Raw genomic sequence first — 23,770 nt, 5'->3', positions numbered from 1 at the left:
GTCAGCCCCGCCGCCCCAGCAGCCGCAGCGCGTTGGCCGTCACCAGCACGGTGGCGCCGGTATCGGCGAGGATGGCCGGCCACAGGCCGGTGATGCCGGCAATGGTGGTGACGAGGAACACCGCCTTCAGTCCCAGCGCCAGGGTGATGTTCTGGTGGATGTTGCGCATGGTGGCGCGCGACAGCCCGATCATCGCCGCCACGTCGGCCACCCGCCCGTGCAGCACGGCGGCGTCCGCCGTCTCCAGCGCGACGTCGGTGCCGCCGCCCATGGCGATGCCGACATCGGCCGCCGCCAGCGCCGGCGCGTCGTTGATGCCGTCGCCGACCTTGGCCACCTTCAGCCCCTCGCGCTGCAGGTCGCCGATGATGCGCTGCTTGTCGGCCGGCATCAGCCCGGCCCGCACCGCGATGCCGAGATCGCCGCCGACGGCTTTCGCCGTGCGCTCATTGTCGCCGGTCAGCATCAGCGTGCGGATGCCCGCCGCGTTCAGCGCCGCCAGGCCCGCCGCCGCGTCAGCGCGCGGCTCGTCGCGCATGGCGATCACGCCCTGCGCCCGACCATCCGCCAGCAGCACCGCCACCGTCTTGCCGGCGTCGTTGAGCGCGTGGATGGCGGCCGTCTGTTCGTCGGCGAGGGGCACGCGCGCGGCCGCCGCCTTGGGCGAGCCGAGAAACAGCGCCGCGCCCTCCACCGTGCCGCTCACCCCCTCGCCGCCCAGCGCGCCGGCCTCGGCGACCGCCGGCACGGCGATCCCGCGCGCGCCCGCCGCGTCGAGGATGGCCGCGGCGAGCGGATGGGTGGAGCCCGCTTCCAGCGCCGCGGCCCGGCGCAGCAGCGCGGCCTCGTCGCCGTCGAAGGCCACGATGTCGGTCACCGTCGGCTTGCCCTCGGTCAGCGTGCCGGTCTTGTCGAAGGCGACGGCGGTGATGGTGCGCAGCACCTCCAGCACCGCGCCGCCCTTGATCAGCAGGCCGCGCCGCGCGCCGGAGGCGAGCCCCGCCGCGATCGCCGCCGGGGTCGAGATGACAAGCGCGCAGGGGCAGCCGATGAGCAGCAAAGCGAGGCCCTTGTAGATCCACTCGTCCCACCCCGCGCCGAAGACGAGCGGCGGCACCACCGCCACCAGCGCCGCCAGCACGACGACAAGCGGCGTGTACCAGCGCGCGAAACGGTCGATGAAGCGCTCGGTCGGCGCCTTGCTCTCCTGCGCCTCCTCGACCAGCCGGACGACGCGGGCGATGGTGTTGTCGGACGGCTCCGTGGTGGCGCGGATGGTGAGCGCGGCCTCGCCGTTCACCGTGCCGGCGAAGACCGTATCGCCCTTCTCCTTGCCGACCGGCACGCTCTCGCCGGTCACCGGCGCCTCGTTCACCGAGCCGGCGCCCTCCAGCACCTCGCCATCGGCGGGGATGCGCTCGCCGGGACGCACGAGGATGACGTCGCCGATGGCGAGGCTCTCGGCCGGCACCTCGCGCGTGCCGCCCGCCGCGACCAGCCGTGCCGTCTTCGGCACCAGGGCGGTGAGCGAGCGGATGGAATCGCGCGCCCGCCCGGCGGCGACGCCTTCCAGCACTTCGCCGACGAGGAACAGGAACACCACCGCCGCCGCTTCCTCCGACGCGCCGATGATCACCGCGCCGACGGCGGCGATGGTCATCAGCGTCTCGATGGAGAAGGGCGTGCCGGAGAGCGCCGCCATGAGCGCGCGCCGGGCGATCGGCACGAGGCCGATCGACAGCGCGGCGATGAAGATCCACGGATCGAGCACGGGGAAGAAATGGCCGAGCGCATAGGCCGCCACCAGCGCCGCGCCGCAGACCAGCGCCAGCCGCGCCTTGCCGCTCGTCCACCATGGCCCGTCGCCCGGCAACTGCGCATGGTCGTGCCCGACCGCACGCTCTTTCGCCGGCGCGGGCACGCGATCCGTGCCGCCATGGCTGTGGCCGTGGTCATGGTCGTGGTCGTGGTCGTGGTCGTGGTCGTGGTCGTGCGGATGAGCATGGCCGCAGCACGATCCGTGATCGTGGGCGTGACCCGCGTCATGGTGAGGGACCGGCGCGGGCGGCGGCGCCTTCGCCGCGGCCGCCAGCGGGACGATGCCGTAGCCGAGGCCGGAAACGCGCTTCTCCAGCACCAGCAGGTCGGCGCCGTCATGCTCCACCGTCATCGTCCCGGCCGTCACCGAGACCGACACCTGCGCCACGCCCTGCACCCGGCGCACGGCGGTGTCGATCTTCGTGGCACAGGAGGCGCAGTCCATTCCGTCGATGCGGTAGCGGGTCTTCACGGCCGGCATGATGGTCTCTCCTGCGCCTGCACTTGCCTCAGCGTCGGTGCGAGCCTAGTTCCTCTAGCGACTAGAGGAGCAAGCGCGAAATGACCCGGGAATCGTCCGCCGCCGGCCTGTCCAACCGCGACCCGATTACGATCGGCCCGTTCACGATCGGTGAGGTCGCGCGCGAGAGCGGCGTGAAGGTGCCGACCATCCGCTATTACGAGGAGATCGGCCTGCTGCCGCCGCCGCCCCGGACCGAGGGCGGGCGGCGCTCCTATGGCGCGGCCGACATGCGCCGGCTGGCCTTCATCCGCCACGCCCGCGAACTCGGCTTCGAGATCGAGGCGATCCGCACCCTGCTGCGACTGCAGGACGATCCGGACCAGTCCTGCGCCGCCGCCGACGCCCTCGCCCGCGACCACCTCGTCGCCGTCGACCGCCGCATCGCCAGCCTCACCGCGCTGCGCGCCGAGCTGCAGCGCATGGTCGAGGGCTGCTCGCACGGCCATGTCGCCACCTGCCGGGTGATCGAGATCCTCGCCGACCATGACGAGTGCCGGCACCATGACGGCGCGGCCGGCCCCGTCGCGACCGGGCAACCCTAGCGCGCGCTCCTGCGCCGGGTCGCCACCCCGGCCCGCCACCCTGGCTCGCCCGGACCGGGAGAGGGATTGCGCCGGGGTGACGCGCCAGTTTCATTTATTGAATATGGTATTTTATTACCCATCAATGCACGGATAGCGTGTCCTGGCGGTAACACGCTCCGACGAAGCGGTCCGATTTCCGCTTCGTCACTTTCGTCCGACCGTCCGACGAACTATGTCAAGATTAGAACTATCTTCGTGGCAAACTGCTCAAGGTCAGCCGCGCCATACTCATGCATCGCCGCCGCTTCATCGCCGGACTCGCCGCGAGCGGCCTGGGGCTGTCCGTCGCACGGGCGCAGCCCGAGGCGGCTGCCGCGCCGCTGACGCTGTTTGTCCCCACCCTGGCGAACAGCGGGCTTTCGGCGTTGGGCCAGGCGATCGGGCTGTGCCTGGGCGAGAACCGGGTCTCCACCACCCTCACGCATGATCCGCGCAGCGGCGCAGCCGGTCTCGTCCCCTTTGTCGATGACTTCGCCGGGCGGGGCGATGCCTTGATACTGGGAGGCTACAGCATGATCGGCGCCGCCATCCTGGCCGGACTTCCCGTCAATCTGAACAACCTCTCGCCCGTGGCGCGCCTGACGACGGAATACATGGTGTGCGCGGTGCGGCCGGATTCGCCCATCCAGTCGCTCACCGATCTGGTGACACGGCTGCATCACGAACCGGCGTCGGTCGAGCTGTGCGGCGCCGATCTCGGCACGGCGGACCATCTCCTCGCGGCGATGATCGCGCGCCGGGCCGGCATCGGCGCCGACCGCATGTCGTACCGCCCCTTTGCCGGCGGCGGCGACGCGATCGTCGCCGTGCTGCAGGGGCACGAGGCCTGCGTCGTCCGCGGCCTCGGCGAACTCCAGGCGCAGCTTGCCCTCGGGCAGTTGCGGGCGCTGGCGATCTCCGCGCCGCAGCGCCTGCCGGGCATCAGCGCGCCGACCTTCCTCGAACAGGGCATGGCGATCGAGCTGAGCAACTGGCGCGGCGTCTTCGCCCCGCCCGGCGTCGCCGCGCGGGAACTCGACCGGCTGATCGCGCTGACCAACCTGATGGTTTCGGGCGGAGCCTGGAAGGCGACGCTGTTCCGCTACAACTGGACCGGCGACTATCTCGCCGGCCCGTCCTTCGGCAGCTTCGTGCGCAGCGAGATCGCCCGCGTGCGCGCCATGCTGGCCGAACTCAGGCTCTAGACCTCCGCCGCCTGCGGCGTGCCGGCCTCGTGAGTGAAGCGGGCGCGCTCCTCCCGCACCGCGCCGGCGATGAAATCCTCCACCACCCGGATACGCCCGAGATCGTGGATGTCGGCGTGGACCACCAGCCAGTAGGCCCGGCGGAAGCTCAGCTCGGGCAGCAGCCGGACCAGCTCGCGATGCCCGAGCGCGGCATAGTCGTGCAGGATGCCGACCCCGCTCCCCGCCCGCACCGCCTCCATCTGGCCGACCACGCTGGCGCATTCCAGCCGGCGCGCCTCGACGTCGCGGAAAACCTCGAAATAGTCGAGCGCCGGCGAATAGACGAGATCGGGCACATAGGTGACGAGCAGGCGCCCGGCGATGTCGCGCAGCTCCTCGATCGGGCCGGTGCGGGCGAGATAGTCGCGCGAGGCATAGACGCCGAGCGTGTAGTCGGTGAGCTTGCGGGCGATGAGCCGGCCCTCGACCGGCCGCTGCAGCGTCACCGCGATGTCGACCTCGCGCTTGGGCAGCGAGAAGCTGCGCGGCAGCGGCGCGAGCTGGATCGTCAGGCTCGGATGCTCCTCGGCGAGGCGGCCGAGGCGCGGGGCGAGGAAATAGGTACCGAAACCGTCCGGCGCGCCGATGCGCACCATGCCGGCGAGCGCGAGGTCGACATTGCCCAGCGCCGCCTGCGCCTGCAGCATCTCGGTCTCGATGCGCTCGGCATGGGCGAGCAGGCGCTCGCCGGCGGGCGTCAGCTCGCTGCCGGTGGTGCGCCGCTCCACCAGCTTGCTGCCGAGACTGGCCTCCAGCGCGCCGAGCCGGCGTCCGACCGTGGCGTGGTCGAGCCCGAGCTGGCGGGCGGCCGCCAGCATCTGCCCGGCCCGGGCGACGGCGAGAAAGATGCGCAAATGGTCCCAGTCCATGACGCATTCCCTAGCTTATTGTGCACGGACGCACAACGGATGCGGAAACATCGTCGTTGAAGTGACGAGTTTCGACAAGCACAACCAGGACAGGAAAACTCAGAGGGGAGATCGCCATGGCGGTCATCGGTCACTACATCGGCGGCAAGGTCGTCACCACGGCAGGGCGCACCGCGCCGGTCTTCGATCCCTCGACCGGCGCGCAATCGGGCGAGACGCTGCTCGCCTCCACCGCCACGGTGGGCGAGGCGGTCGCTGCCGCCGCCAAGGCGTTCCCCGGCTGGGCCGATACGCCGCCGCTGACCCGCGCCCGTATCATGTTCAAGTTCAAGGCGCTGCTGGAGCGCGACATCGACGCGCTCGCCGCCGCCATCACCCGCGAGCACGGCAAGACCTTCGACGACGCCAAGGGCGAGGTCACCCGCGGCATCGAGGTGGTCGAGTTCGCCTGCGGCATCCCGCACCTGATGCGCGGCGACTTCACCGAGCAGGTGGCGCGCGGCGTCGACGTGTTCTCGGCCCGCCACCCGGTCGGCGTGGTGGCCGGCATCACCCCGTTCAACTTCCCGGTCATGGTGCCGATGTGGATGTTCCCGGTGGCGCTGGCCTGCGGCAACGCCTTCGTGCTCAAGCCCTCCGAGAAGGACCCGACGCCCTCGCTGATGCTGGCGGAACTGCTCGCCGAGGCCGGCTTGCCCGCCGGCGTGTTCAACGTCGTGCAGGGCGACAAGGAGGCGGTCGACGCCCTCCTCACCCATCCGGACGTCGCCGCGGTCAGCTTCGTCGGCTCCACCGCCATCGGCGAATATGTCTACAAGACCGCCGCCGCGCACGGTAAGCGGGCGCAGGCGCTGTGCGGCGCCAAGAACCACCTCGTGGTGATGCCCGACGCCGATCTCGACAAGACCGTCGACGCACTGATGGGCGCCGGCTACGGCTCGGCCGGCGAGCGCTGCATGGCGGTCTCGGTGGCCGTGGCGGTCGGCGGCGTCGGCGACGCGCTGATGGAGAAGCTGGTGCCGAAGGTGCGCGCGCTGAAGGTCGGCCCCGGCCTCGACCGCGACAGCGAGATGGGCCCGCTGGTGACCAAGGAACACCTCGCCAAGGTGCGCGGCTATGTCGATGCCGGCGTCGCGGCGGGGGCGGAGCTCGTCGTCGACGGGCGCGACCTCAAGCTGCAGGGCTATGAGGGCGGCTATTTCATCGGCGGCTGCCTGTTCGACAAGGTCACGCCGGACATGAAGATCTACAAGGAAGAGATCTTCGGCCCGGTGCTCTCGGTGGTGCGCGTCGACCGCTATGACGAGGCGCTGAAGCTGGTCAACGACCACGAATACGGCAATGGCGCCGCCATCTTCACCCGCGACGGCGACAGCGCCCGCGCCTTCGACCGCGACGCCAAGGCCGGCATGATCGGCATCAACGTGCCGATCCCGGTGCCGGTGGCCTTCCACTCCTTCGGCGGCTGGAAGCGCTCGGTGTTCGGCGACCGCAACGTCTACGGCATGGAGGGCGTGGGCTTCTACACCAAGATGAAGACCACCACCGCGCGCTGGCCGACCGGCATCCGCGAGGGTGCCCAGTTCGTCATGCCGACCAGCGGCTGAGCGGACAGGCTCAAGGCCGGAACCGAATCCGGCCAAGGACATGGGAATGCCCGGCGATGAGCCGGGCATTTTCGTCTGAGACGCGGGCCGGCGCCGGAAGGCGCCGTCCGCCCCGGGGCGGGGCGCGCAATCCATGGCTTCGCCGGGCAGGGCGGACCCCTCATCATACTGCCACCTTCCGGCAGCATCCCCTGCTATCCTCCGCGCATGTCCCGCTCCGAACGCCTGCTCGATCTGCTGCACACGCTGCGGCGCTACCGCCAGCCGGTCAGCGGCCGGGTGCTGGCCGGCGAGATCGGGGTGAGCCTGCGCACGCTGTATCGCGACATTGCGAGCCTGCAGGCGCAGGGCGCCACCATCGAGGGCGAGCCGGGCGTCGGCTATGTGCTCAAACCCGGGTTTCTGCTACCGCCGCTGATGTTCACGCCCGAGGAAATCGAGGCGCTGGTGCTCGGCTCGCGCTGGGTCGCCGAGCGCACCGACGGGCCGCTCAGCGCCGCCGCCCGCAGCGCGCTCGCCCGCATCGGCGCCGTGCTGCCGGCCGACCTGCGCGAAGAGATGGAGGCCGCCTCGCTGTTCGTGGTGCCCGGCGCGCCGATCCCGGCCGACAGCATCGACGCCGCGCTGCTGCGCAAGGCGATCCGCACCGAACGCAAGCTGGAGCTGGCCTATCGCGACGCTCATGGCGTGCCGACGCAGCGCGTGATCTGGCCGTTCGCACTGGCTTTTTTCGACCAGGTGCGGGTGCTGCTCGGCTGGTGCGAGCTGCGCGGCGATTTCCGCAGCTTCCGCACCGACCGCATCGCCGCCGTGGAGCTGCTCGATGTCCGCAACCCGGAGCGCCGCGCGGTGCTGATGAAGCGCTGGCGGGAGGCGCGGGACGGCTGCGAGGCCTAAATATGCTGACGGAAACTGGCAGCAGCGACGGTTAGGTTGCACCCCTCGACCAACCAATGGGGCACACCATGAACGACGCCAGCAATATTCTTCTCTATGTCGCCGATGCCGCCGCCAGCACCCGCTTCTACGGCCAGGTGCTGGAGCGTGCGCCGATCGAGGAAAGCGCGAACTTCGCGCTGTTTCCGCTCGCGCCGAACCTTGCGCTCGGCCTGTGGCAGCGCAGGGACGTGCAGCCGGCGCCGCAGCTGCGTGCCGGTGGCGGCGAGATTGGCTTCAAGGTGGCCGACGCCGCGGCCGTCGATGCCACCTATGAAAGCTGGGCGACCAAAGGCATCGCCATCGCCCTGAGGCCGACCGATCTCGACTTCGGCCGCAGCTTCGTCGCCCTCGATCCCGACGGCCATCGGCTGCGGGTCTATGCGCGCAATCAGGCGGTGTAGAAATCGGGGCGGGCAGACCCGCCCCTCACTCCCGCTCGCGGCCGAAGTCGGGCGCGGCGGTTTCCTGGCCGATCTCGATGATCGAGCGGCGGATGGCGCGGGTGCGGGTGAACAGGTCGAACAGCACGTCGCCCTGTTCCCAGCGGATCGCCCGCTGCAACGCGATCAGGTCCTCGGTGAAGCGGCCGAGCACCTCGATCACCGCCTCGCGGTTGTTGAGGAACACGTCGCGCCACATGGTCGGGTCGGACGCCGCGATGCGGGTGAAGTCGCGGAAGCCGCCGGCCGAGTACTTGATCACCTCCGACTGCGTCACCGCCTCCAGGTCCGCCGCCGTGCCGACGATGTTGTAGGCGATGAGGTGCGGCACATGCGAGGTGATGGCCAGCACCAGGTCGTGGTGCTCGGGCGTCATCGTCTCGACATTGGCGCCCATGGCGGCCCATAGCCCGGACAGCTTCGCCACCGCCTCGGGATCGGCATCGGCCGGCGGGGTGAGGATCGACCAGCGGTTCTTGAACAGCGTGGCGAAGCCGGCATCCGGGCCGGAATATTCCGTGCCCGCCACCGGATGGCCGGGGACGATGTGCACATTTGCCGGCAGATGCGCGCGCAGCGCCGCCAGCACCGCCCCCTTCACCGAACCTACATCGGAGACGATGGCGCCCGGCTTCAGGTGCGGGGCGATCGCCTCCGCCACCGCGCCCATGGCGCCGACCGGCACGCAGAGGATGACGATGTCGGCGTCGTGCACGCCCTGTTCCGGCGTCGCGGCGACGACATCGGCCAGCCCCAGCGCATGGGAGCGCTCGCGCACCGCCTCCGCGCCGTCATAGGCGACCAGCGTGCCGGCAAGCCCGCGTGCCTTGGCGGCGCGCAGGATCGACGAACCGATGAGGCCGATGCCGATGACGGCGAGCCGCCCGACCAGCGGGCTGGCCAGCGGCGGATCAAGCACCATGACCCGGCTCCTTCTTGTCCGCGCCCTTCCGGCCGAGGAACTCGGCCAGCGCGTCGACCAGCAGGCGGTTGGCCTCCTCGGTGCCGACGGTGAGCCGCAGCGCGCCCGGCAGGCCGTAGGAATCCACCCGGCGCAGGATCAGCCCGCGCTGGGTCAGGAAGGCGTCGGCGTCCTTCGCCGTGCGGCCCGGCACGTCGGGGAAATGCACCAGCAGGAAGTTCGTCACGCTCGGCGTCACGGTGAGGCCGAGCGCCGTCAGCTCGGCCGCGAGCCAGGGCAGCCAGGTCTCGTTATGGGCGATGGCGGTCTCGACATGCGCGGTGTCCTCGATCGCCGCGACGGCGGCGGCGAGGCCCGGCGCCGAGACGTTGAACGCCCCGCGGATGCGGTTGATGGCGTCGGCGACCTCCGCCGGCGCGTAGAGCCAGCCCACGCGCAGCGCCGCCAGGCCGTAGATCTTCGAGAAGGTGCGCAGCATCACGACATTCGGGCAGGTGGCGACCAGCTCGATGCCGGCTTCGTAGTCGTTGCGGCGGACATATTCGGCATAGGCCGCGTCGAGCGCCAGCAGCACATGCGGCGGCAGGCCGCGCTGCAGGCGCTTCACCTCGTCGAAGGGCAGGTAGGTGCCGGTCGGGTTGTTCGGGTTGGCGAGGAAGACGACGCGCGTCCTGTCCGTCACCGCCGCCAGCAGGGCGTCGACGTCGGAGCGATAGTCCTTCTCCGGCGCGACGACCGGCGTCGCGCCCGCCGCCAGCGCGGCGATGCGGTAGACGAGGAAGCCGTGCTGCGAATACAGCACCTCGTCACCCGGCCCGGCGAAGGCGGCGGCGGTCAGCATCAGCAGTTCGTCCGAGCCGGTGCCGCAGACGATGCGCGCCGGGTCGAGCCCGTAGGTCGAGGCGATGGCCTCGCGCAGCTTGGTCGAGGAACCGTCGGGGTAGAGCTCCAGCGCCTGCGCCGACTGGAAGGCGGCGAGCGCCTTCGGGCTGGCGCCGAGCGGGTTCTCGTTGGCCGAGAGCTTATGCACCTTCACGCCCGCGCCCGCCTGCGACTTGCCCGGCACATAGGCCTCGATCGCCAGCACGTTGGCGCGCGGGACGGGACGGGTGGGACGGGAAACGGCGGACGACATGACGGAACTCCGATAGGCGGCGGATCGCGAGGCGGCTGAACGGCGGAAGGCCGGCGGGATCAACCCTGCGGCGAGTGGGTATAGCGGCTCGCATGGCTGCCGACGAGGGCCGCCGCGCGCACCGAGGCGCCGGAGGCGCGCAGCGCCGCCAGCACGGTGTCGAGATCGGCCGCGCCGCCGACCGGGATCGAGGCGAGCAGCGCCGCCCCGTCGAGCCCGCGATCGGGCACGGCGATGACCTCGGCGAGCGGGGCGAGCGCGCGCGCCGCCTGCGCGTTCCAGCCGGAGACGTGCAGGCTCCAGGTCTCGACCTCGGTCACCGCGCCGTCCGTCACCGGATGGGCGATGCAGAACACCGGCAGGCCGGCGGGATGGTCGGCACGCTCGACGAAGGGCAGGCGGGCGATGATCTTGGGCGCGTGCTCGCCCTCCAGCGCGGTCCACCAGGCCCCGGCGCCGGGCGCCGCGAAGGCCGGCACGATGCCGAGATCGCCGCGCGAGCGCGCCACCGCGGCGACCACGCCGGCCGCCCCCATATGGCCGATGAACGGCACGGTGAAGCCGAAATGGAAGCGCGAGGTGTCGCGCATCGCCGCCTCGCCCGAGGCGAGGTCGGCATGCACGGCATAGGGCGCCTGCACATAGGTGAAGGTGGAGATGATGACGCGCCAGATGCCCTCGACCGTGTCGAGCGGCAGGATGCCGCGATGCCGGTCGACCAGCTGGCGCATCATCGAGGCCTCGCGGGCGGGGCGGAAGGCCGAGCCGCTTTCCGTCCCCTGCGCGCGCTTGACCGCCACCAGCCGGTCGATGATCTGGCTGCGCTCGATCAAAAGCGCGTGCATCGCCGCGTCGATGCGGTCGATCTCCGCGCGCAGCGTGCCGAGGTCCGTCGCGGGCTCGGCCGCAGCCGGGGGCGTGGCCGGGGCTTGCCGCGCCGCCGGCATGTTGGTGATCTTGTCCATCAAGGGATGTCCTAGAGCATTTCCCGACCCGGAGGAATGACCGGACCGACACGGAAAGGCCGCGGATCGAGGATCCCGGCCATGTTCCGCGCAGATCGCTCCGATCCCGACGGCCCCTGCTCTAGCGCCGCGCGCGCCGGGCGCAAAACGAAATCTGCCGCCCGCCATATTGACAAGTCGCGGCTGTAGGATCATCCGATCGTCCGGTATAACGAACCTTTCGTCCGGTATGACGGTTCCCATGTCTGACAGCACAGCCATTCGCGATATCGGGACGTTCGAGTCGGCGCGCGGCGAGGCGGACCATCCGCATTCCGCCGTGGCGCGCTTCGGCGCCGACAAGCCGCTGCCGCTCGACGCGGGCGGCGTGCTCACGCCGTTCCAGATCGCCTACCAGACCTACGGCACGCTGAACGCCGCGCGTTCCAACGCGATCCTGCTGTGCCACGCGCTCTCCGGCGACCAGCACGCGGCGAACGTGCACCCCGTCACCGGCAAGCCGGGCTGGTGGGAGACGCTGGTGGGTCCGGGCAAGCCGGTCGACACCGACCGCTTCTTCGTCATCGCCTCCAACGTGCTGGGCGGCTGCCTCGGCACCACCGGCCCCTCCTCCACCAACCCTGCCACCGGCCAGCCCTACGGCCTCGACCTGCCGGTCGTGACGATCCGCGACATGGTGCGCGCCCAGTCCATGCTGATCGACCATCTCGGCATCGAGCGGCTGCTCGCCGTGGTCGGCGGCTCGATGGGCGGCATGCAGGTGCTGCAATGGGCGGCAAGCTATCCCGAGCGCGTCTTCGCGGCGATGCCGATCGCCACGGCGGCGCGCCACTCGGCGCAGAACATCGCCTTCCACGAGGTCGGCCGCCAGGCGGTGATGGCCGACCCGGAATGGCGCGGCGGGCGCTATCTCAATGAGGGCACCAGCCCGCGACGCGGCCTCGCGGTCGCGCGCATGGCGGCGCACATCACCTACATGTCCGACAGTTCGCTGCACCGGAAGTTCGGCCGGCGGCTGCAGGACCGCGACGGTCACACCTTCTCCTTCGACGCCGACTTCCAGGTGGAGAGCTATCTGCGCCACCAGGGCGAGGCGTTCGTCGACCGTTTCGACGCCAATTCCTATCTCTACGTCACCCGCGCCATGGATTATTTCGACCTCGCGGCGGACTATGACGGCGTGCTCGCCAATGCCTTCAAGGGCACCCGGACGCGCTTCTGCCTGGTCTCCTTCACCTCGGACTGGCTGTTCACCACGGCGGATTCGCGCGCCATCGTTCACGCGCTGAACGCCGCCGGCGCACCAGTTTCCTTCGCCGAGATCGAGAGCGACAAGGGCCACGATTCCTTCCTGCTCGACGAGCCGGAATTCTTCGCCATCACGCGCGGCTTCATCGACGCCGCCGCCCGTACCGTGGGGGTGAAATGATGTCGCCGCGCGATCTCGCCCTGCAGGACCTCAAGGCGCACGACCTGACCATGCGCGAGGCCGCCCGCGCCGCCTCCGGCACGCGCGTCGACCTGCTGCTGATCGCCGACATGGTGCGGCCGGGCACCCGCGTGCTCGATGTCGGCTCGGGCGACGGCGAATTGCTGGAGCTGCTGGCCACCACGCGCGGCTGCGACGCGCGCGGCATCGAATTGTCGCGCGAGGGCGTCAATGCCGGCGTGGCGCGCGGCCTGCCGATCATCCAGGGCGACGCCGATGTGGATCTGGCCGACTACCCCGACAATTCCTTCGACTACGTCATCCTCTCGCAGACCATCCAGGCGACGCGGCGGCCGAAATGGGTCTTGGAGCAGATGCTGCGCGTGGGCAGCCACGCCATCGTCTCCTTCCCCAATTTCGGTTTCTGGCGCATGCGGCTCGATCTGCTGCTCAACGGCCGGATGCCGAGCACGGAGAACCTGCCCTATAGCTGGCACGACACGCCGAACATCCATTTTTGCACCATCCGCGACTTCGTCGCGCTGGTGGAGGAGGTCGGCGCGCGCATCGACCGCGCGGCGGCGCTGAACGGCTATGGCCGCCCCGTGCGCTTCAACCTGCCCTGGGCGGTGTGGAACCTGCTCGGCGAGCAGGCGGTGTTCCTGCTCTCGCGCAAGGGCTGAGGGCGCGCGCAAGGGCTGAGCGCGGGCGCGCTCCTAGCCCCCCAGCGGCCTCGGCGCCAGCACCGGCTCCAGCACCGGCTGGAACACGCGCAGGCGTGAGCGGCGCTTGGTCGATACCGGCTTGTAGACCTGCTTGGTCGCCTCGACGATGTGCACCCCGGCGAAGGGCAGCGCCAGGCTCGACCCCACCCGCTCCCACGCCACCGCCGAGCGCAGGAACCAGTTGCGCGCCACCGGCGGCATGTAGAGCGCCTCGTCCCAGCCCACGGGGGTGAACAGCGCGCCGCGCAGCAGGTCGGTCACCTGGGTGCGGGAGAACGGCCTTCCGTGGCCGAACGGGTTGTTCTCGGTGCGCGCCCACACGCCGCGCCGGCTCGGCACCACGCAGAGCAGCCGTCCGCCCGGCGCCAGCACGCGCCAGACCTCGCGCAGCACCTCCCCGGCATCGGGCGTCATCTCCAGCAGATGCACGGCGATCACCCGGTCGATCATGCCGTCGCGCAGCGGCAGCTCGGTCTCGTCGACCAGCGCCGCCAGCGTCGGCGCGGCGGAGGGCCAGCGCGTCACGCCCTGCGCGCCGGGCATGAAGGCGAGCGCGCGCTCGCATTCCTCGCGGAACACGCCGAGATAGGGCGTCGCATAGCCGATGCCGAGCAGCGACAGGCCGCGCACATTGTCGAAGCGCGCACGGATGGCGCGCCCGACCAGGCGGCGCGTCACCACGCCGAGGGGCTGGGCATAGAAACTGCGGAGGCCGGCGACGTCTGGATACATGCCCCATCTTATAGCGGGTGAATGACGCCTTGAAATCACCACCCTTTTAGGCCACATAAGCGGTGCATGCGGACGAGGTGTCCGTATCGGGGCCGCGTCGCTCGATGTCCGCTTCGGCTTGGAACCGGATCTGTTCAGGTTGACCTGACCGGGAATTCCGCTTCCAGACTCAAAGCCGCGGCAGTCTTCAGCCCCTGATCACCCAGAAACGCCGACGTCCCAGGCTACGCGGGGTGTCTCATCGCCCCCCGTGATTCGCGGTTCGCGCCCGATCTGTGCGCGCGGACGCAATCGCCCATGAAAGAACGTTACTTGACCCAATTCGCCGAACTCGGCCTTGCCGAGCCGATTCTGAAGGCTCTCGCGGAAGCGAACCACACCACCCCCACCCCGATCCAGCTCCAGGCCGTGCCGCAGGTTCTCGCCGGCCGCGACCTCATCGGCATCGCCCAGACGGGCACCGGCAAGACGGCCGCCTTCGCGCTGCCGATCCTGCAGCATCTCGTCACCAACCGTTTCCGCCCCGAGCGCCGCTCGGCCCGCGCGCTGGTGCTGAGCCCGACCCGCGAGCTCTCCGGCCAGATCCTCGAGAGCTTCCGGCTCTACGGCAAGCATGTGCGGCCCTCGACGGCGCTCGCCATCGGCGGCGTGCCGATCGGCCGGCAGGCGCGCGCGCTGGCCAATGGCGTCGACGTGCTGGTGGCCACGCCCGGCCGCCTCGTCGACCTGCTCGAGAACAACGCCGTGCGGCTCGACATGGTCGAGGTCCTCGTCCTCGACGAGGCCGACCAGATGCTCGACATGGGCTTCATCCACGCCATCCGCGCCATCGTCGCGCGGCTGCCGGCCAAGCGCCGCAACCTGTTCTTCTCCGCGACCATGCCGCGCGAGATCGAGAAGCTGGCCGATTCGCTGCTGACCAATCCCGTCCGCGTCGCGGTGACCCCGGTCGCCAAGACCGCCGACCGCGTCGAGCAGAAGGTGTTCTTCACCGACCGCTCCGGCAAGCCGAACCTGCTGGTCGAAGTGCTCTCCGAGCCGACGCTCGACCGCGCGCTGGTGTTCTCGCGCACCAAGCACGGCGCCGACCGCGTGGTGAAGGGCCTCTCGATGGCCGGCATCGCCGCCGAGGCGATCCACGGCAACAAGTCGCAGCCGCAGCGCGAACGTGCCCTGGCCGCTTTCCGGCAGGGTATCGTGAAGGTGCTGGTGGCGACCGACATCGCCGCGCGCGGCATCGACGTGCCGGGCGTCAGCCACGTCATCAATTACGACCTGCCGAACGTGCCGGAAAGCTATGTCCACCGCATCGGCCGCACCGCGCGCGCCGGCCGCGAGGGCATCGCCATCTCGCTGTGCGACAGCGAGGAGCGCGCCTTCCTGCGCGACATCGAGCGGCTGATCAAGATCACCATCCCGTCCGTCGACCGCCGTGGCGAAAGCCGCCGCGAGGGCGCGCCGCAGCTCGAGGGCTTCCGCCCGGAAGCCGGCCGTCCGCAGTCGCGCGACGTGCGCGGCCCGCGTGGTCCGCGCGAGGGCGAACGCGCCGCGCGTCCGTTCCAGCGCGGTCCGCAGGACGGCGCCCGCGACGGCTTCCGCAAGGATGGCCCGCGCCACGAAGGGCCGCGCCACGAGGGCGCCCGGCACGAGGGTGCACGTCATGAAGGTCCGGCCCGCGAGGGGCGTCGCCCGCCGCGGCGCAAGTCCTTCAACTCGGCCCCCTGATACGACCCATTCCGATGCGCCGGCCCCTCGATTCGGGGGCCGGCGCGCGGCTGAAGTGGTTTCCGCTGCCGCCGCGTAATATCTGCACGAGACAAATGCCGGCCGTCAGGGTATTTGCCTAGCGGCGAAGCCGGCGGCAGCCTGTACGAGGAGAGCCATTAATGGCGAAAGAGGAACTGCTCGAGTTCGACGGCACGGTGACGGAAGTCCTGCCCGATGGCAACTTCCGCGTGGTGCTCGACAATGAACACGAGATACTCGCCTATGCGGCGGGCAAGATGAAGAAGAACCGCATCCGTACCATCGTCGGCGACCGCGTCGTCGTCGAGATGTCGCCCTACGACCTTGAGCGCGGACGCATCAACTTCCGTCACAAGACCGGTGGCCCGACCCCGCCGATCGGCAGCGGCCAGCGTCGCCCGCCACCCGGCCGTCGCCGCTGACACGCCGGGCTGCGGCCCGGCGCGCATCGCGCCGTCATCTCCAATCGTGACACAGGGCCGGGCCATTCGCGCCGGCCTTTTCGCGTGAGCGGGCTCTCGTGGCGCGCGCGGCGCGACAGGCGGGCGCTGCGGGTGGGCGCTGCGGGTGGGCGTTCCGCCGGCCGCCGCTCAGACCGGCCAGGTCGCCTGGCGCCAGGCCGAATCCCAGAACATCCATTCGAGCTGCGTGGCCCGCTTGTAGACGGCGTGCATGCGCGCCAGCACGTCCGGCGAGGCGCCCGCCGCCGCACGGTCGGTGGTGGCGATCACCGCCCGCACCGCCTCGTGGAATTCCTCGCCGGCATAGGTGTCGATCCACGCGTCATAGGGATTGGGCCGCACCGCCCGGCCGAGAATGTCGCGGCCGATCTCGGCATAGATCCAGAAGCACGGCAGCAGCGCCGCCAGCACCACCGGATAGGGCTCCGAATAGGCGGCGGCGATGAGGAAGTTCGCGTAGTGGTGGCAGACCGGCGACATCTCGGTGCGCCCGAACGCCTCCGCGTCGATGCCGAACTGGTCGAAGAAGTCGGCGTGCAGCGAACGCTCCACCACCACGGCGACCTTGGCGGCTTCCGCGAACTGCACCAGCCCGTCCGGATCGTCCGCCTTGGCGGCGGCGACGGCGAGGCCGCGGCCGAAGGCGATGAGGTAATGCGCGTCCTGCACCATGTAGTGGCGGAAGCGCTCCGCCGAGAGCGTGCCGTCGGCCAGCGCGTCGTTGAACGGCATGGTGCGGATGGCCTCGAAGGTCGGCAGGTTCCGGCCCCAGGCCTGCACGCTGAAGGTCGAGCCGCTGAAACTCGTCGAATCGCTCACGGGCATTTCCTCCCAAAATGAAAAGGGCCGCTGGTGTCAGCGGCCCGGATCATAATCGCGTCGATGGGTACGTCGACTCAGTGCGTGCCGCGCGAGTCGGATTCGACGGCGGCCGCGGCCGACTTGAGCTGCTCGAGGAACTGCTGGCGGCTGGCGCGGGTGGCCTCGTCGCGGGCGTCCTCGACGTCCTCCTGCGCGTCCGTGATCATCTGCGCGAGATTCTCGGCGCGCAGTTCGGCGAGCGGGATGGCGGTTTCGGCCAGGATGGTCAATCCCTGCGGATTGGCCTCGGCGAAACCGCCGCGCACGAACAGCTTCTTCGGCGCGCCATCGCCCTTGATGGTCAGGATGCCGGGCTTCAGCGTCGACACGAAGGGCGAATGGCCGGCGAGGATGCCGAACTCGCCCTCGGCGCCCGGGACGACGACCTCGGTCACGGAGCCGGCGTAGACGAGGCGCTCGGGCGAGACGAGTTCGAACGGGAAGGTGGCCATGGATCCTCCAGGGGATGCGTCAGCTTGGGCGATCGCCGCCCCGCGCCGTCATCGGCGCCGGGCGGATGGGATCACGCCGCCTCGGCAGCCAGCTTCTTGCCCTTCTCGATCGCCTCGTCGATGGTGCCGACCATGTAGAAGGCCTGCTCCGGGAGGTGATCGTACTTGCCTTCCACCAGGCCCTTGAAGCCCTTGATGGTGTCGGCGAGGTCGACGAGCTTGCCCGGCGAGCCGGTGAAGACTTCGGCGACGTGGAAGGGCTGCGACAGGAAGCGCTCGATCTTGCGGGCGCGGGCGACGGTGAGCTTGTCCTCTTCCGAGAGCTCGTCCATGCCCAGGATCGCGATGATGTCCTGCAGCGACTTGTAGCGCTGCAGCGTCTGCTGCACCTGACGCGCCACATTGTAGTGCTCCTCGCCGATGATCAGCGGCGAGAGGATGCGCGAGGTCGAGTCGAGCGGATCGACCGCCGGGTAGATGCCCTTTTCGGCGATCGAGCGCGACAGCACGGTCGTCGCGTCGAGATGGGCGAAGGAGGCGGCCGGCGCCGGGTCGGTCAGGTCGTCGGCGGGCACGTAAATCGCCTGCACCGAGGTGATCGACCCCTTGGTCGTGGTGGTGATGCGCTCCTGCAGCGCGCCCATGTCGGTGGCCAGCGTCGGCTGATAGCCCACCGCCGAGGGAATGCGGCCGAGCAGCGCCGACACTTCCGAACCCGCCTGGGTGAAGCGGAAGATGTTGTCGACGAAGAACAGCACGTCCTGGCCCTGGTCGCGGAAGTGCTCGGCGACGGTGAGGCCGGTCAGCGCGACGCGGGCGCGGGCGCCCGGAGGCTCGTTCATCTGGCCGTAGACGAGGGCGCACTTGGAGCCGGCGGCGGAACCGTCGTGCTCGTGCGGATCCACGTTCACCTTGGATTCGATCATCTCGTGGTAGAGGTCGTTGCCCTCGCGGGTACGCTCGCCCACGCCGGCGAACACGGAATAGCCACCATGCGCCTTGGCGATGTTGTTGATCAGCTCCATGATCAGCACGGTCTTGCCGACGCCGGCGCCGCCGAACAGGCCGACCTTGCCGCCCTTGGAGTACGGCGCCAGCAGATCGACGACCTTGATGCCGGTGACGAGGATCTCGGCCTCGGTCGACTGATCGGCATAGGAGGGAGCCGGCTGGTGGATGCCGCGGGTGGAATCGCCGATGATCGGGCCCAGCTCGTCGACCGGCTCGCCGATGACGTTCATGATGCGGCCGAGGCAGGCCTCGCCGACCGGCACGGAGATCGCGCCGCCGGTGTCCTTCACCTCGGTGCCGCGGACCAGACCTTCGGTCGAGTCCATGGCGATGGTGCGCACGGTGTTCTCGCCGAGATGCTGGGCGACCTCGAGCACGAGGCGGTTGCCCTGATTCGTGGTCTCCAGCGCGTTCAGGATCTCCGGGAGGTGATCCTCGAACTGCACGTCCACGACGGCGCCGATGACCTGTGTGATGCGTCCGACATTAGCCATGTTCGTCGTCCTTCCGGGTCCTGCCTCACAGCGCCTCGGCGCCGGAAATGATCTCGATAAGTTCCTTCGTGATCATCGCCTGACGGGTGCGGTTGTAGGTCAAAGTCTGCTTCTTGATCATGTCACCCGCGTTGCGGGTGGCGTTGTCCATCGCGCTCATGCGCGCGCCCTGCTCGGACGCGCCGTTCTCGAGCAGCGCCTTGAAGACCTGCACCGCGAGATTGCGCGGCAGCAGGTCGGCGAGGATTTCGGCCTCGCCCGGCTCATATTCATAGATCGCTTCGGCGCCCTTCGCGGCTTCGGCCGGGGCGGCGAAAGTGGCGGGGATCAGCTGCTGCGCGGTCGGCACCTGCGAGATCACCGAGTGGAAGCGGCTGAAGAACTGGGTCGCGACGTCGAATTCGCCGGCGGCGAACATGGCGCCGATCTTGTCGGCGATCTTCTGCGCGTCGGCGAAGGTCACGCCCTTGTTCGCGCGCAGCTCGACGACATCGACGATCTGCTTCTCGAACTGCCGGCGCAGCGCCTCGTGGCCCTTGCGGCCGACGCAGAAGATCTTGACCGTCTTGCCCTGGCCCATCAGCGCCGCGGCGCGCTCGCGGGTGAGGCGGATGATCGACGAGTTGAAGGCGCCGCACAGGCCGCGCTCGGCGGTCAGCACGAGCAGGAGATGCGTCTCGTCCCGGCCGGTGCCGGTCAGCAGCAGCGGCGCGTCCGGCCCGCCGGAGATCGCCCCGGCGATGTTGCCGAGCACGCTTTCCATGCGCTGGGCATAGGGGCGCGCGGCCTCGGCGGCCTGCTGGGCGCGCCGCAGCTTGGCGGCGGCGACCATCTGCATCGCCTTGGTGATCTTCTGCGTCGCCTTCACCGAAGCGATGCGATTGCGCAGATCCTTAAGGCTGGCCATCTAACTTGGACTCCCGTGCCCGGATGCTCGGCTCTGTCGCTCAGGCGAAGGTCTTCGCGAAGGCGTCGAGCGCCTTGACGAGCTTCTCGGTGGTGTCCTTGGACAGTTCCTTCGAGGTGCGGATGGCCTCGAGGATGTCCGCGTGCTTGGAGCGCAGGAACAGCAGCAGACCCGCCTCGAACTCGCGGACCTTGGAGACCGGCAGCACGTCGAGATAGCCGTTGGTGCCGGCGTAGATCACCACCACCTGCTCCTCGACCTTCAGCGGCGAGAACTGCGACTGCTTGAGCAGCTCGGTCAGGCGCGCGCCGCGGTTGAGCAGCTTCTGCGTCGAGGCGTCGAGGTCCGAGCCGAACTGCGCGAAGGCGGCGAGCTCGCGGTACTGGGCGAGCTCGCCCTTGATCTTGCCGGCGACCTGCTTCATCGCCTTGATCTGCGCCGAGGAGCCGACGCGCGACACCGAGAGGCCGACGTTCACCGCCGGGCGGATGCCCTGGAAGAACAGGTCGGACTCGAGGAAGATCTGGCCGTCGGTGATCGAGATCACGTTGGTCGGGATGTAGGCCGACACGTCGTTGGCCTGGGTCTCGATGACCGGAAGCGCGGTCAGCGAACCGGCGCCGTTCTCGTCATTGAGCTTGGCGGCGCGCTCGAGCAGGCGCGAGTGGAGATAGAACACGTCGCCCGGATACGCCTCGCGGCCCGGCGGGCGGCGCAGCAGCAGCGACATCTGGCGGTACGCCACGGCCTGCTTGGACAGGTCGTCATGGATGATGAGGGCGTGCATGCCGTTGTCGCGGAAGAACTCGCCCATGGCGGTGCCGGCGAACGGCGCCAGGAACTGCATCGGAGCGGCGTCCGAGGCGGTGGCGGCGACGATGATGGAATATTCCAGCGCGCCCTGCTCTTCCAGCACCTTCACGAACTGGGCGACGGTCGAACGCTTCTGGCCCACCGCGACATACACGCAGTAGAGCTTGGCCTTCTCGTCCGTGCCCTGGTTGATGGGCTTCTGGTTGAGGATGGAGTCGAGCGCGATCGCGGTCTTGCCGGTCTGACGGTCGCCGATGATCAGCTCGCGCTGGCCACGGCCGATCGGGATCAGCGCGTCGATGGCCTTGAGGCCGGTCTGCATCGGCTCGTGCACCGACTTGCGCGGGATGATGCCCGGCGCCTTCACGTCGACGCGGCGGCGCTCGGTGAACTCGATCGGGCCCTTGCCGTCGATCGGGTTGCCGAGGGCGTCGACGACGCGGCCGAGCAGGCCCTTGCCGACGGGAACGTCGACGATGGCGCCGGTGCGCTTGACGGTCTGGCCCTCCATGATCTCGCGGTCGGAACCGAAGATCACGACGCCGACATTGTCGATTTCGAGGTTCAGCGCCATGCCGCGCGTGCCGTTCTCGAACTCGACCATCTCGCCCGCCTGGACGTTGTCGAGACCGTAGATACGGGCGATGCCGTCACCGACGGACAGAACCTGACCGACCTCGGAGACTTCGGCTTCCTGGCCGAAATTCTTGATCTGCTCCTTGAGGATCGCGGAAATTTCTGCGGCGCGGATATCCATCAGCGAACCTCTTTCATCGCATAGCGGATCGAATTGAGCTTGGTCTTGAGCGAGGCATCGACGAGCTTCGAGCCGACCTTGACCTTAAGGCCGCCGAGCAGCGAGGGGTCGACCTCGACGGCGAGCTTGACGTCCTTGCCGGTCAGCGTGTCGAGCGACTGCTTCAGCGTGGCGGCGTGGGCATCCGAGAGCGGCTGCGCGACGGTGACTTCCGCCGTCACTTCGCCACGGTAGGCGGCGACCAGCGCGTCGAAGCCGCGGATGACCGACTCGACCGCGAACAGCCGGCGATTGGCCGCCACGGTCTTGAAGAAATTGCCGGCGAGACCGCCGATCCCGGCCTTGTCGAGGAGGGCGGCAACCGCCCGCTCCTGTTCCTCGGACGAGAAGGCCGGGCTGCGCACCAGACGCTTGAGGTCGTCGCTCTCGGCGATCATGGCGCTGAACCTGGCGAGGTCCGCCTTCACCGCATCGACGGAACCGGCATCGCAGGCAAGCTCGAAGAGCGCCTTCGCGTAGCGTCCCGCCACTCCGGATACGTAGGTCTCGGCCACAGTGCCTCTCTCGGGGCTTGTCCGGAGCGATGTCCGCCAGGAGCGGGACGCCGGCTTCCGGACTGGAAGGGTTCAAACTCAAGGCGGCGTAGGAGTTTCCCTTACCCTCCCTTGAGGTCGGCGGTTCCCTAACACGGCTCCGGGCGTGCTGCAACACGAGGACGTGAGGGATTCAGGGGGGCAAATGACGTAGCGGCCCCGTAACCGCCTGCGACACCTGCCATCACGCCGCTGCAAGGCTTTGCGCGCCCTGCGGCGCATTGCTGCACCGACCGGCCGATGGACCGCGCGCGGAGGTTTTCCACGCCTGCGCGAGGATGTCGCGCCTGCTGGCATACCAGAGGCGCGCCGCGCCGGTCGCGCGTCGTCGCACCTCAGTCGCGTGCCACGCGCAGCGCCGCCGCCGCCGCGATCGGGCCGAGCACCATCGCCGCCAGCGACAGGCCGAGCAGGATGCGGAACGGCGTGCCGAACGGCACCGTGCCGCCGAGTGCCGTGCCGGTCGCCGCCACCGCGAAGATCAGCACCGGAATGGTGAGCGGCATCACCAGCACCGCGACCAGCAGCCCGCCGCGCCGGAAGGCGGCGGCGAAGGCGGCGCCGATGAGGCCGAGAAAGGTGATCGCCGGCGTGCCGACCAGCAGGGTCAGCGTCAGCGCGCCGATCGAGGCGGGCTCCAGGTTGAGCAGCAGCGACAGCACCGGCGCGGCGATCACCAGCGGCAGGCCGGTGGCGATCCAGTGCGCCAGCCCCTTGGCCGCGGCGATCAGCTCCAGCGGCAGCGCGAGCATGGCGAGCACGTCGAGCGAGCCGTCCTCGGCATCGGCGGCGAACAGCCGGTCGAGGCCGATCAGCGAGGCCAGCAGCGCGCCGATCCACAGGATCGCCGGGCCGATGCGCGCCAGCAGCGCGAGGTCCGGACCGATGGCGAAGGGCGTGACCACCACCACGGCGAGGAAGAACACCACGCCGAGCCCCGCCCCGCCGCCGGCGCGCAGGGCGAGCTTCAGGTCGCGCGCGAGAAGAGCAAGGAAGGCGCGGCTCATGCGATCTCCGGCAGCGAGGACAATGGCCGGGCGGGACGCCAGGCGCCGAGGTCGAGCGCGTCGCCCGCGCCCAGATCGAGCGGGGCATGCGTCGCGGCGACGATGAGGCCGCCATTTGCCAGATGCGCACGCGCCAGCTCGGCGAATCGGGCCTGCGCGGCGGTGTCGAGCGCCGTGGTCGGCTCGTCGAGCAGCCAGAGGGGGCGCTCGGCGACCAGCAGGCGGGCCAGGGCGAGACGCCGCTTCTGCCCGGCCGAGAGCACCGCCACCGGCAGCCGGCCGAGGCCGCCGAGGCCGACCGCGTCCATCGCCGCCGCGACGGACAGCCCCGGCCGGCCGAGCATGTCGCGCCAGAAGGCGAGGTTCTCCTCGGCGCTCAGCGACGCCTTGTGCGCGTCGAGATGACCGAGATAGTGCACCTCCTCGGCGAAATCCTCGGGCTCGGCCGCGCCCTCCAGCCGCATCCGCCCGGCGGCCGGCCGCGAAAGCCCGGCCAGCAGCCGCAGCAGCGAGGATTTGCCGGTCCCGTTGGGGCCGGTGACGATGAGCGCCCGCCCGGCCTGGAGCGTGAATCCGAGCCCCTCGAACAGCAGCCGCACGCCGCGCCGGCAGGCCAGTTCCTCGACCACGAGACGCATCACGACGTCCACCGCTTACCGCCGCCGACGCAACGCACAAATTTCCGATGCATCGCGTCAAGCCCTCTAGGATCGGAGTTTGAAATGGCTCTATATAGAATTCTGAACGATGCGCC

The 23,770-nt window shown here is 69.8% G+C and carries 23 protein-coding genes; 9 read left to right on the top strand and 14 right to left on the bottom strand.

The features are described from left to right. Window position 1 precedes the first annotated feature (1 nt). On the bottom strand, window positions 2-2,299 hold the full coding sequence (locus AC1PZ7_RS04825) for a heavy metal translocating P-type ATPase (protein ID WP_482358374.1): 2,298 nt from the start codon (window positions 2,297-2,299) through the stop codon (window positions 2-4). A gap of 131 nt (window positions 2,300-2,430) precedes the next feature. Here AC1PZ7_RS04825 and AC1PZ7_RS04820 point away from each other — a divergent pair, with 131 nt between their 5' ends. Together AC1PZ7_RS04820 and AC1PZ7_RS04815 are read left to right on the top strand one after the other, a co-directional pair. Further along, window positions 2,431-2,883, top strand: coding sequence for a MerR family transcriptional regulator (locus tag AC1PZ7_RS04820; protein ID WP_482359566.1), 453 nt, complete (start codon window positions 2,431-2,433; stop codon window positions 2,881-2,883). A gap of 272 nt (window positions 2,884-3,155) precedes the next feature. Continuing rightward, window positions 3,156-4,109 (top strand): Bug family tripartite tricarboxylate transporter substrate binding protein, encoded by a 954-nt coding sequence (locus AC1PZ7_RS04815; protein WP_482358373.1) that lies wholly within the window; start codon window positions 3,156-3,158, stop codon window positions 4,107-4,109. Here AC1PZ7_RS04815 and AC1PZ7_RS04810 read toward each other — a convergent pair. Beyond that, window positions 4,106-5,020: a LysR family transcriptional regulator gene (locus AC1PZ7_RS04810; RefSeq protein ID WP_482358372.1), complete on the bottom strand. Its 915-nt coding sequence runs from the start codon at window positions 5,018-5,020 to the stop codon at window positions 4,106-4,108. The genes AC1PZ7_RS04815 and AC1PZ7_RS04810 overlap by 4 nt on opposite strands. A gap of 116 nt (window positions 5,021-5,136) precedes the next feature. On the opposite strand from AC1PZ7_RS04810, the gene AC1PZ7_RS04805 reads away from it, so the two are divergent. The 3 genes from AC1PZ7_RS04805 to AC1PZ7_RS04795 all read left to right on the top strand — a co-directional run bounded on the left by AC1PZ7_RS04805 (window position 5,137) and on the right by AC1PZ7_RS04795 (window position 7,967). Further along, complete coding sequence (locus AC1PZ7_RS04805) at window positions 5,137-6,627, top strand: CoA-acylating methylmalonate-semialdehyde dehydrogenase (RefSeq protein ID WP_482358371.1); 1,491 nt, start codon at window positions 5,137-5,139, stop codon at window positions 6,625-6,627. A 207-nt stretch (window positions 6,628-6,834) separates the two neighbouring features. Then, window positions 6,835-7,524 (top strand): helix-turn-helix transcriptional regulator, encoded by a 690-nt coding sequence (locus AC1PZ7_RS04800; RefSeq protein ID WP_482358370.1) that lies wholly within the window; start codon window positions 6,835-6,837, stop codon window positions 7,522-7,524. Between the two features lie 68 nt (window positions 7,525-7,592). After that, on the top strand, window positions 7,593-7,967 hold the full coding sequence (locus tag AC1PZ7_RS04795) for a VOC family protein (protein ID WP_482358369.1): 375 nt from the start codon (window positions 7,593-7,595) through the stop codon (window positions 7,965-7,967). A gap of 25 nt (window positions 7,968-7,992) precedes the next feature. On the opposite strand, the gene AC1PZ7_RS04790 is transcribed toward AC1PZ7_RS04795, so the two are convergent. Genes AC1PZ7_RS04790 through AC1PZ7_RS04780 form a run of 3 tightly spaced genes read right to left on the bottom strand, consistent with a single transcriptional unit; the run spans window position 7,993 to window position 11,028 of the window. After that, a complete protein-coding gene (locus AC1PZ7_RS04790; RefSeq protein WP_482358368.1) occupies window positions 7,993-8,928 on the bottom strand; it encodes a prephenate/arogenate dehydrogenase family protein in 936 nt (311 codons plus the stop codon). After that, window positions 8,918-10,063: a histidinol-phosphate transaminase gene (gene hisC / locus AC1PZ7_RS04785; protein ID WP_482358367.1), complete on the bottom strand. Its 1,146-nt coding sequence runs from the start codon at window positions 10,061-10,063 to the stop codon at window positions 8,918-8,920. Before hisC ends, AC1PZ7_RS04790 begins: the two co-directional genes overlap by 11 nt. A gap of 59 nt (window positions 10,064-10,122) precedes the next feature. Beyond that, window positions 10,123-11,028, bottom strand: a complete 906-nt coding sequence (locus tag AC1PZ7_RS04780) for a chorismate mutase (protein ID WP_482358366.1) — start codon at window positions 11,026-11,028, stop codon at window positions 10,123-10,125. Window positions 11,029-11,269: 241 nt separating this feature from the next. Between AC1PZ7_RS04780 and metX the strand changes: the two genes are divergently transcribed. Beyond that, the gene (gene metX / locus AC1PZ7_RS04775) at window positions 11,270-12,457 is read left to right on the top strand and encodes a homoserine O-acetyltransferase MetX (protein ID WP_482358365.1); all 1,188 of its coding nucleotides are present in this window, start codon (window positions 11,270-11,272) and stop codon (window positions 12,455-12,457) included. A gap of 50 nt (window positions 12,458-12,507) precedes the next feature. After that, a complete protein-coding gene (gene metW / locus AC1PZ7_RS04770) occupies window positions 12,508-13,140 on the top strand; it encodes a methionine biosynthesis protein MetW (protein ID WP_482359565.1) in 633 nt (210 codons plus the stop codon). A gap of 33 nt (window positions 13,141-13,173) precedes the next feature. Here the strand turns inward: metW and AC1PZ7_RS04765 are convergent, their stop codons facing one another. Next, the gene (locus AC1PZ7_RS04765) at window positions 13,174-13,914 is read right to left on the bottom strand and encodes a class I SAM-dependent methyltransferase (RefSeq protein ID WP_482358364.1); all 741 of its coding nucleotides are present in this window, start codon (window positions 13,912-13,914) and stop codon (window positions 13,174-13,176) included. Between the two features lie 297 nt (window positions 13,915-14,211). Between AC1PZ7_RS04765 and AC1PZ7_RS04760 the strand changes: the two genes are divergently transcribed. After that, window positions 14,212-15,639: a DEAD/DEAH box helicase gene (locus tag AC1PZ7_RS04760; protein WP_482358363.1), complete on the top strand. Its 1,428-nt coding sequence runs from the start codon at window positions 14,212-14,214 to the stop codon at window positions 15,637-15,639. Between the two features lie 161 nt (window positions 15,640-15,800). Further along, window positions 15,801-16,082 (top strand): translation initiation factor IF-1, encoded by a 282-nt coding sequence (infA, locus tag AC1PZ7_RS04755; RefSeq protein WP_013168254.1) that lies wholly within the window; start codon window positions 15,801-15,803, stop codon window positions 16,080-16,082. Between the two features lie 168 nt (window positions 16,083-16,250). Here the strand turns inward: infA and tenA are convergent, their stop codons facing one another. The 8 genes from tenA to ccmA form a co-directional block, all read right to left on the bottom strand. Further along, on the bottom strand, window positions 16,251-16,946 hold the full coding sequence (tenA, locus tag AC1PZ7_RS04750) for a thiaminase II (protein ID WP_482358362.1): 696 nt from the start codon (window positions 16,944-16,946) through the stop codon (window positions 16,251-16,253). A 71-nt stretch (window positions 16,947-17,017) separates the two neighbouring features. Next, complete coding sequence (locus AC1PZ7_RS04745; RefSeq protein ID WP_482358361.1) at window positions 17,018-17,434, bottom strand: F0F1 ATP synthase subunit epsilon; 417 nt, start codon at window positions 17,432-17,434, stop codon at window positions 17,018-17,020. Between the two features lie 71 nt (window positions 17,435-17,505). Further along, the gene (atpD, locus tag AC1PZ7_RS04740) at window positions 17,506-18,939 is read right to left on the bottom strand and encodes a F0F1 ATP synthase subunit beta (RefSeq protein ID WP_482358360.1); all 1,434 of its coding nucleotides are present in this window, start codon (window positions 18,937-18,939) and stop codon (window positions 17,506-17,508) included. A gap of 25 nt (window positions 18,940-18,964) precedes the next feature. Continuing rightward, entirely contained in the window at window positions 18,965-19,846 is an 882-nt protein-coding gene (locus tag AC1PZ7_RS04735; RefSeq protein ID WP_482358359.1) for a F0F1 ATP synthase subunit gamma, read from the bottom strand. A gap of 40 nt (window positions 19,847-19,886) precedes the next feature. Next, complete coding sequence (atpA, locus tag AC1PZ7_RS04730) at window positions 19,887-21,416, bottom strand: F0F1 ATP synthase subunit alpha (RefSeq protein WP_482358358.1); 1,530 nt, start codon at window positions 21,414-21,416, stop codon at window positions 19,887-19,889. Further along, window positions 21,416-21,970, bottom strand: a complete 555-nt coding sequence (locus AC1PZ7_RS04725; protein WP_482358357.1) for a F0F1 ATP synthase subunit delta — start codon at window positions 21,968-21,970, stop codon at window positions 21,416-21,418. Before AC1PZ7_RS04725 ends, atpA begins: the two co-directional genes overlap by 1 nt. Window positions 21,971-22,344: 374 nt before the next feature. Continuing rightward, the gene (ccmB, locus tag AC1PZ7_RS04720; protein WP_482358356.1) at window positions 22,345-23,016 is read right to left on the bottom strand and encodes a heme exporter protein CcmB; all 672 of its coding nucleotides are present in this window, start codon (window positions 23,014-23,016) and stop codon (window positions 22,345-22,347) included. Continuing rightward, complete coding sequence (ccmA, locus tag AC1PZ7_RS04715) at window positions 23,013-23,654, bottom strand: heme ABC exporter ATP-binding protein CcmA (RefSeq protein ID WP_482358355.1); 642 nt, start codon at window positions 23,652-23,654, stop codon at window positions 23,013-23,015. Before ccmA ends, ccmB begins: the two co-directional genes overlap by 4 nt. Window positions 23,655-23,770 lie beyond the last annotated feature (116 nt).

It is taken from the genome of Ancylobacter sp. TW_SC_1 (assembly GCF_056836805.1).
Note: the sequence above shows the minus strand (reverse complement) of the source record. Positions and strands in the feature narration are given on the sequence as shown.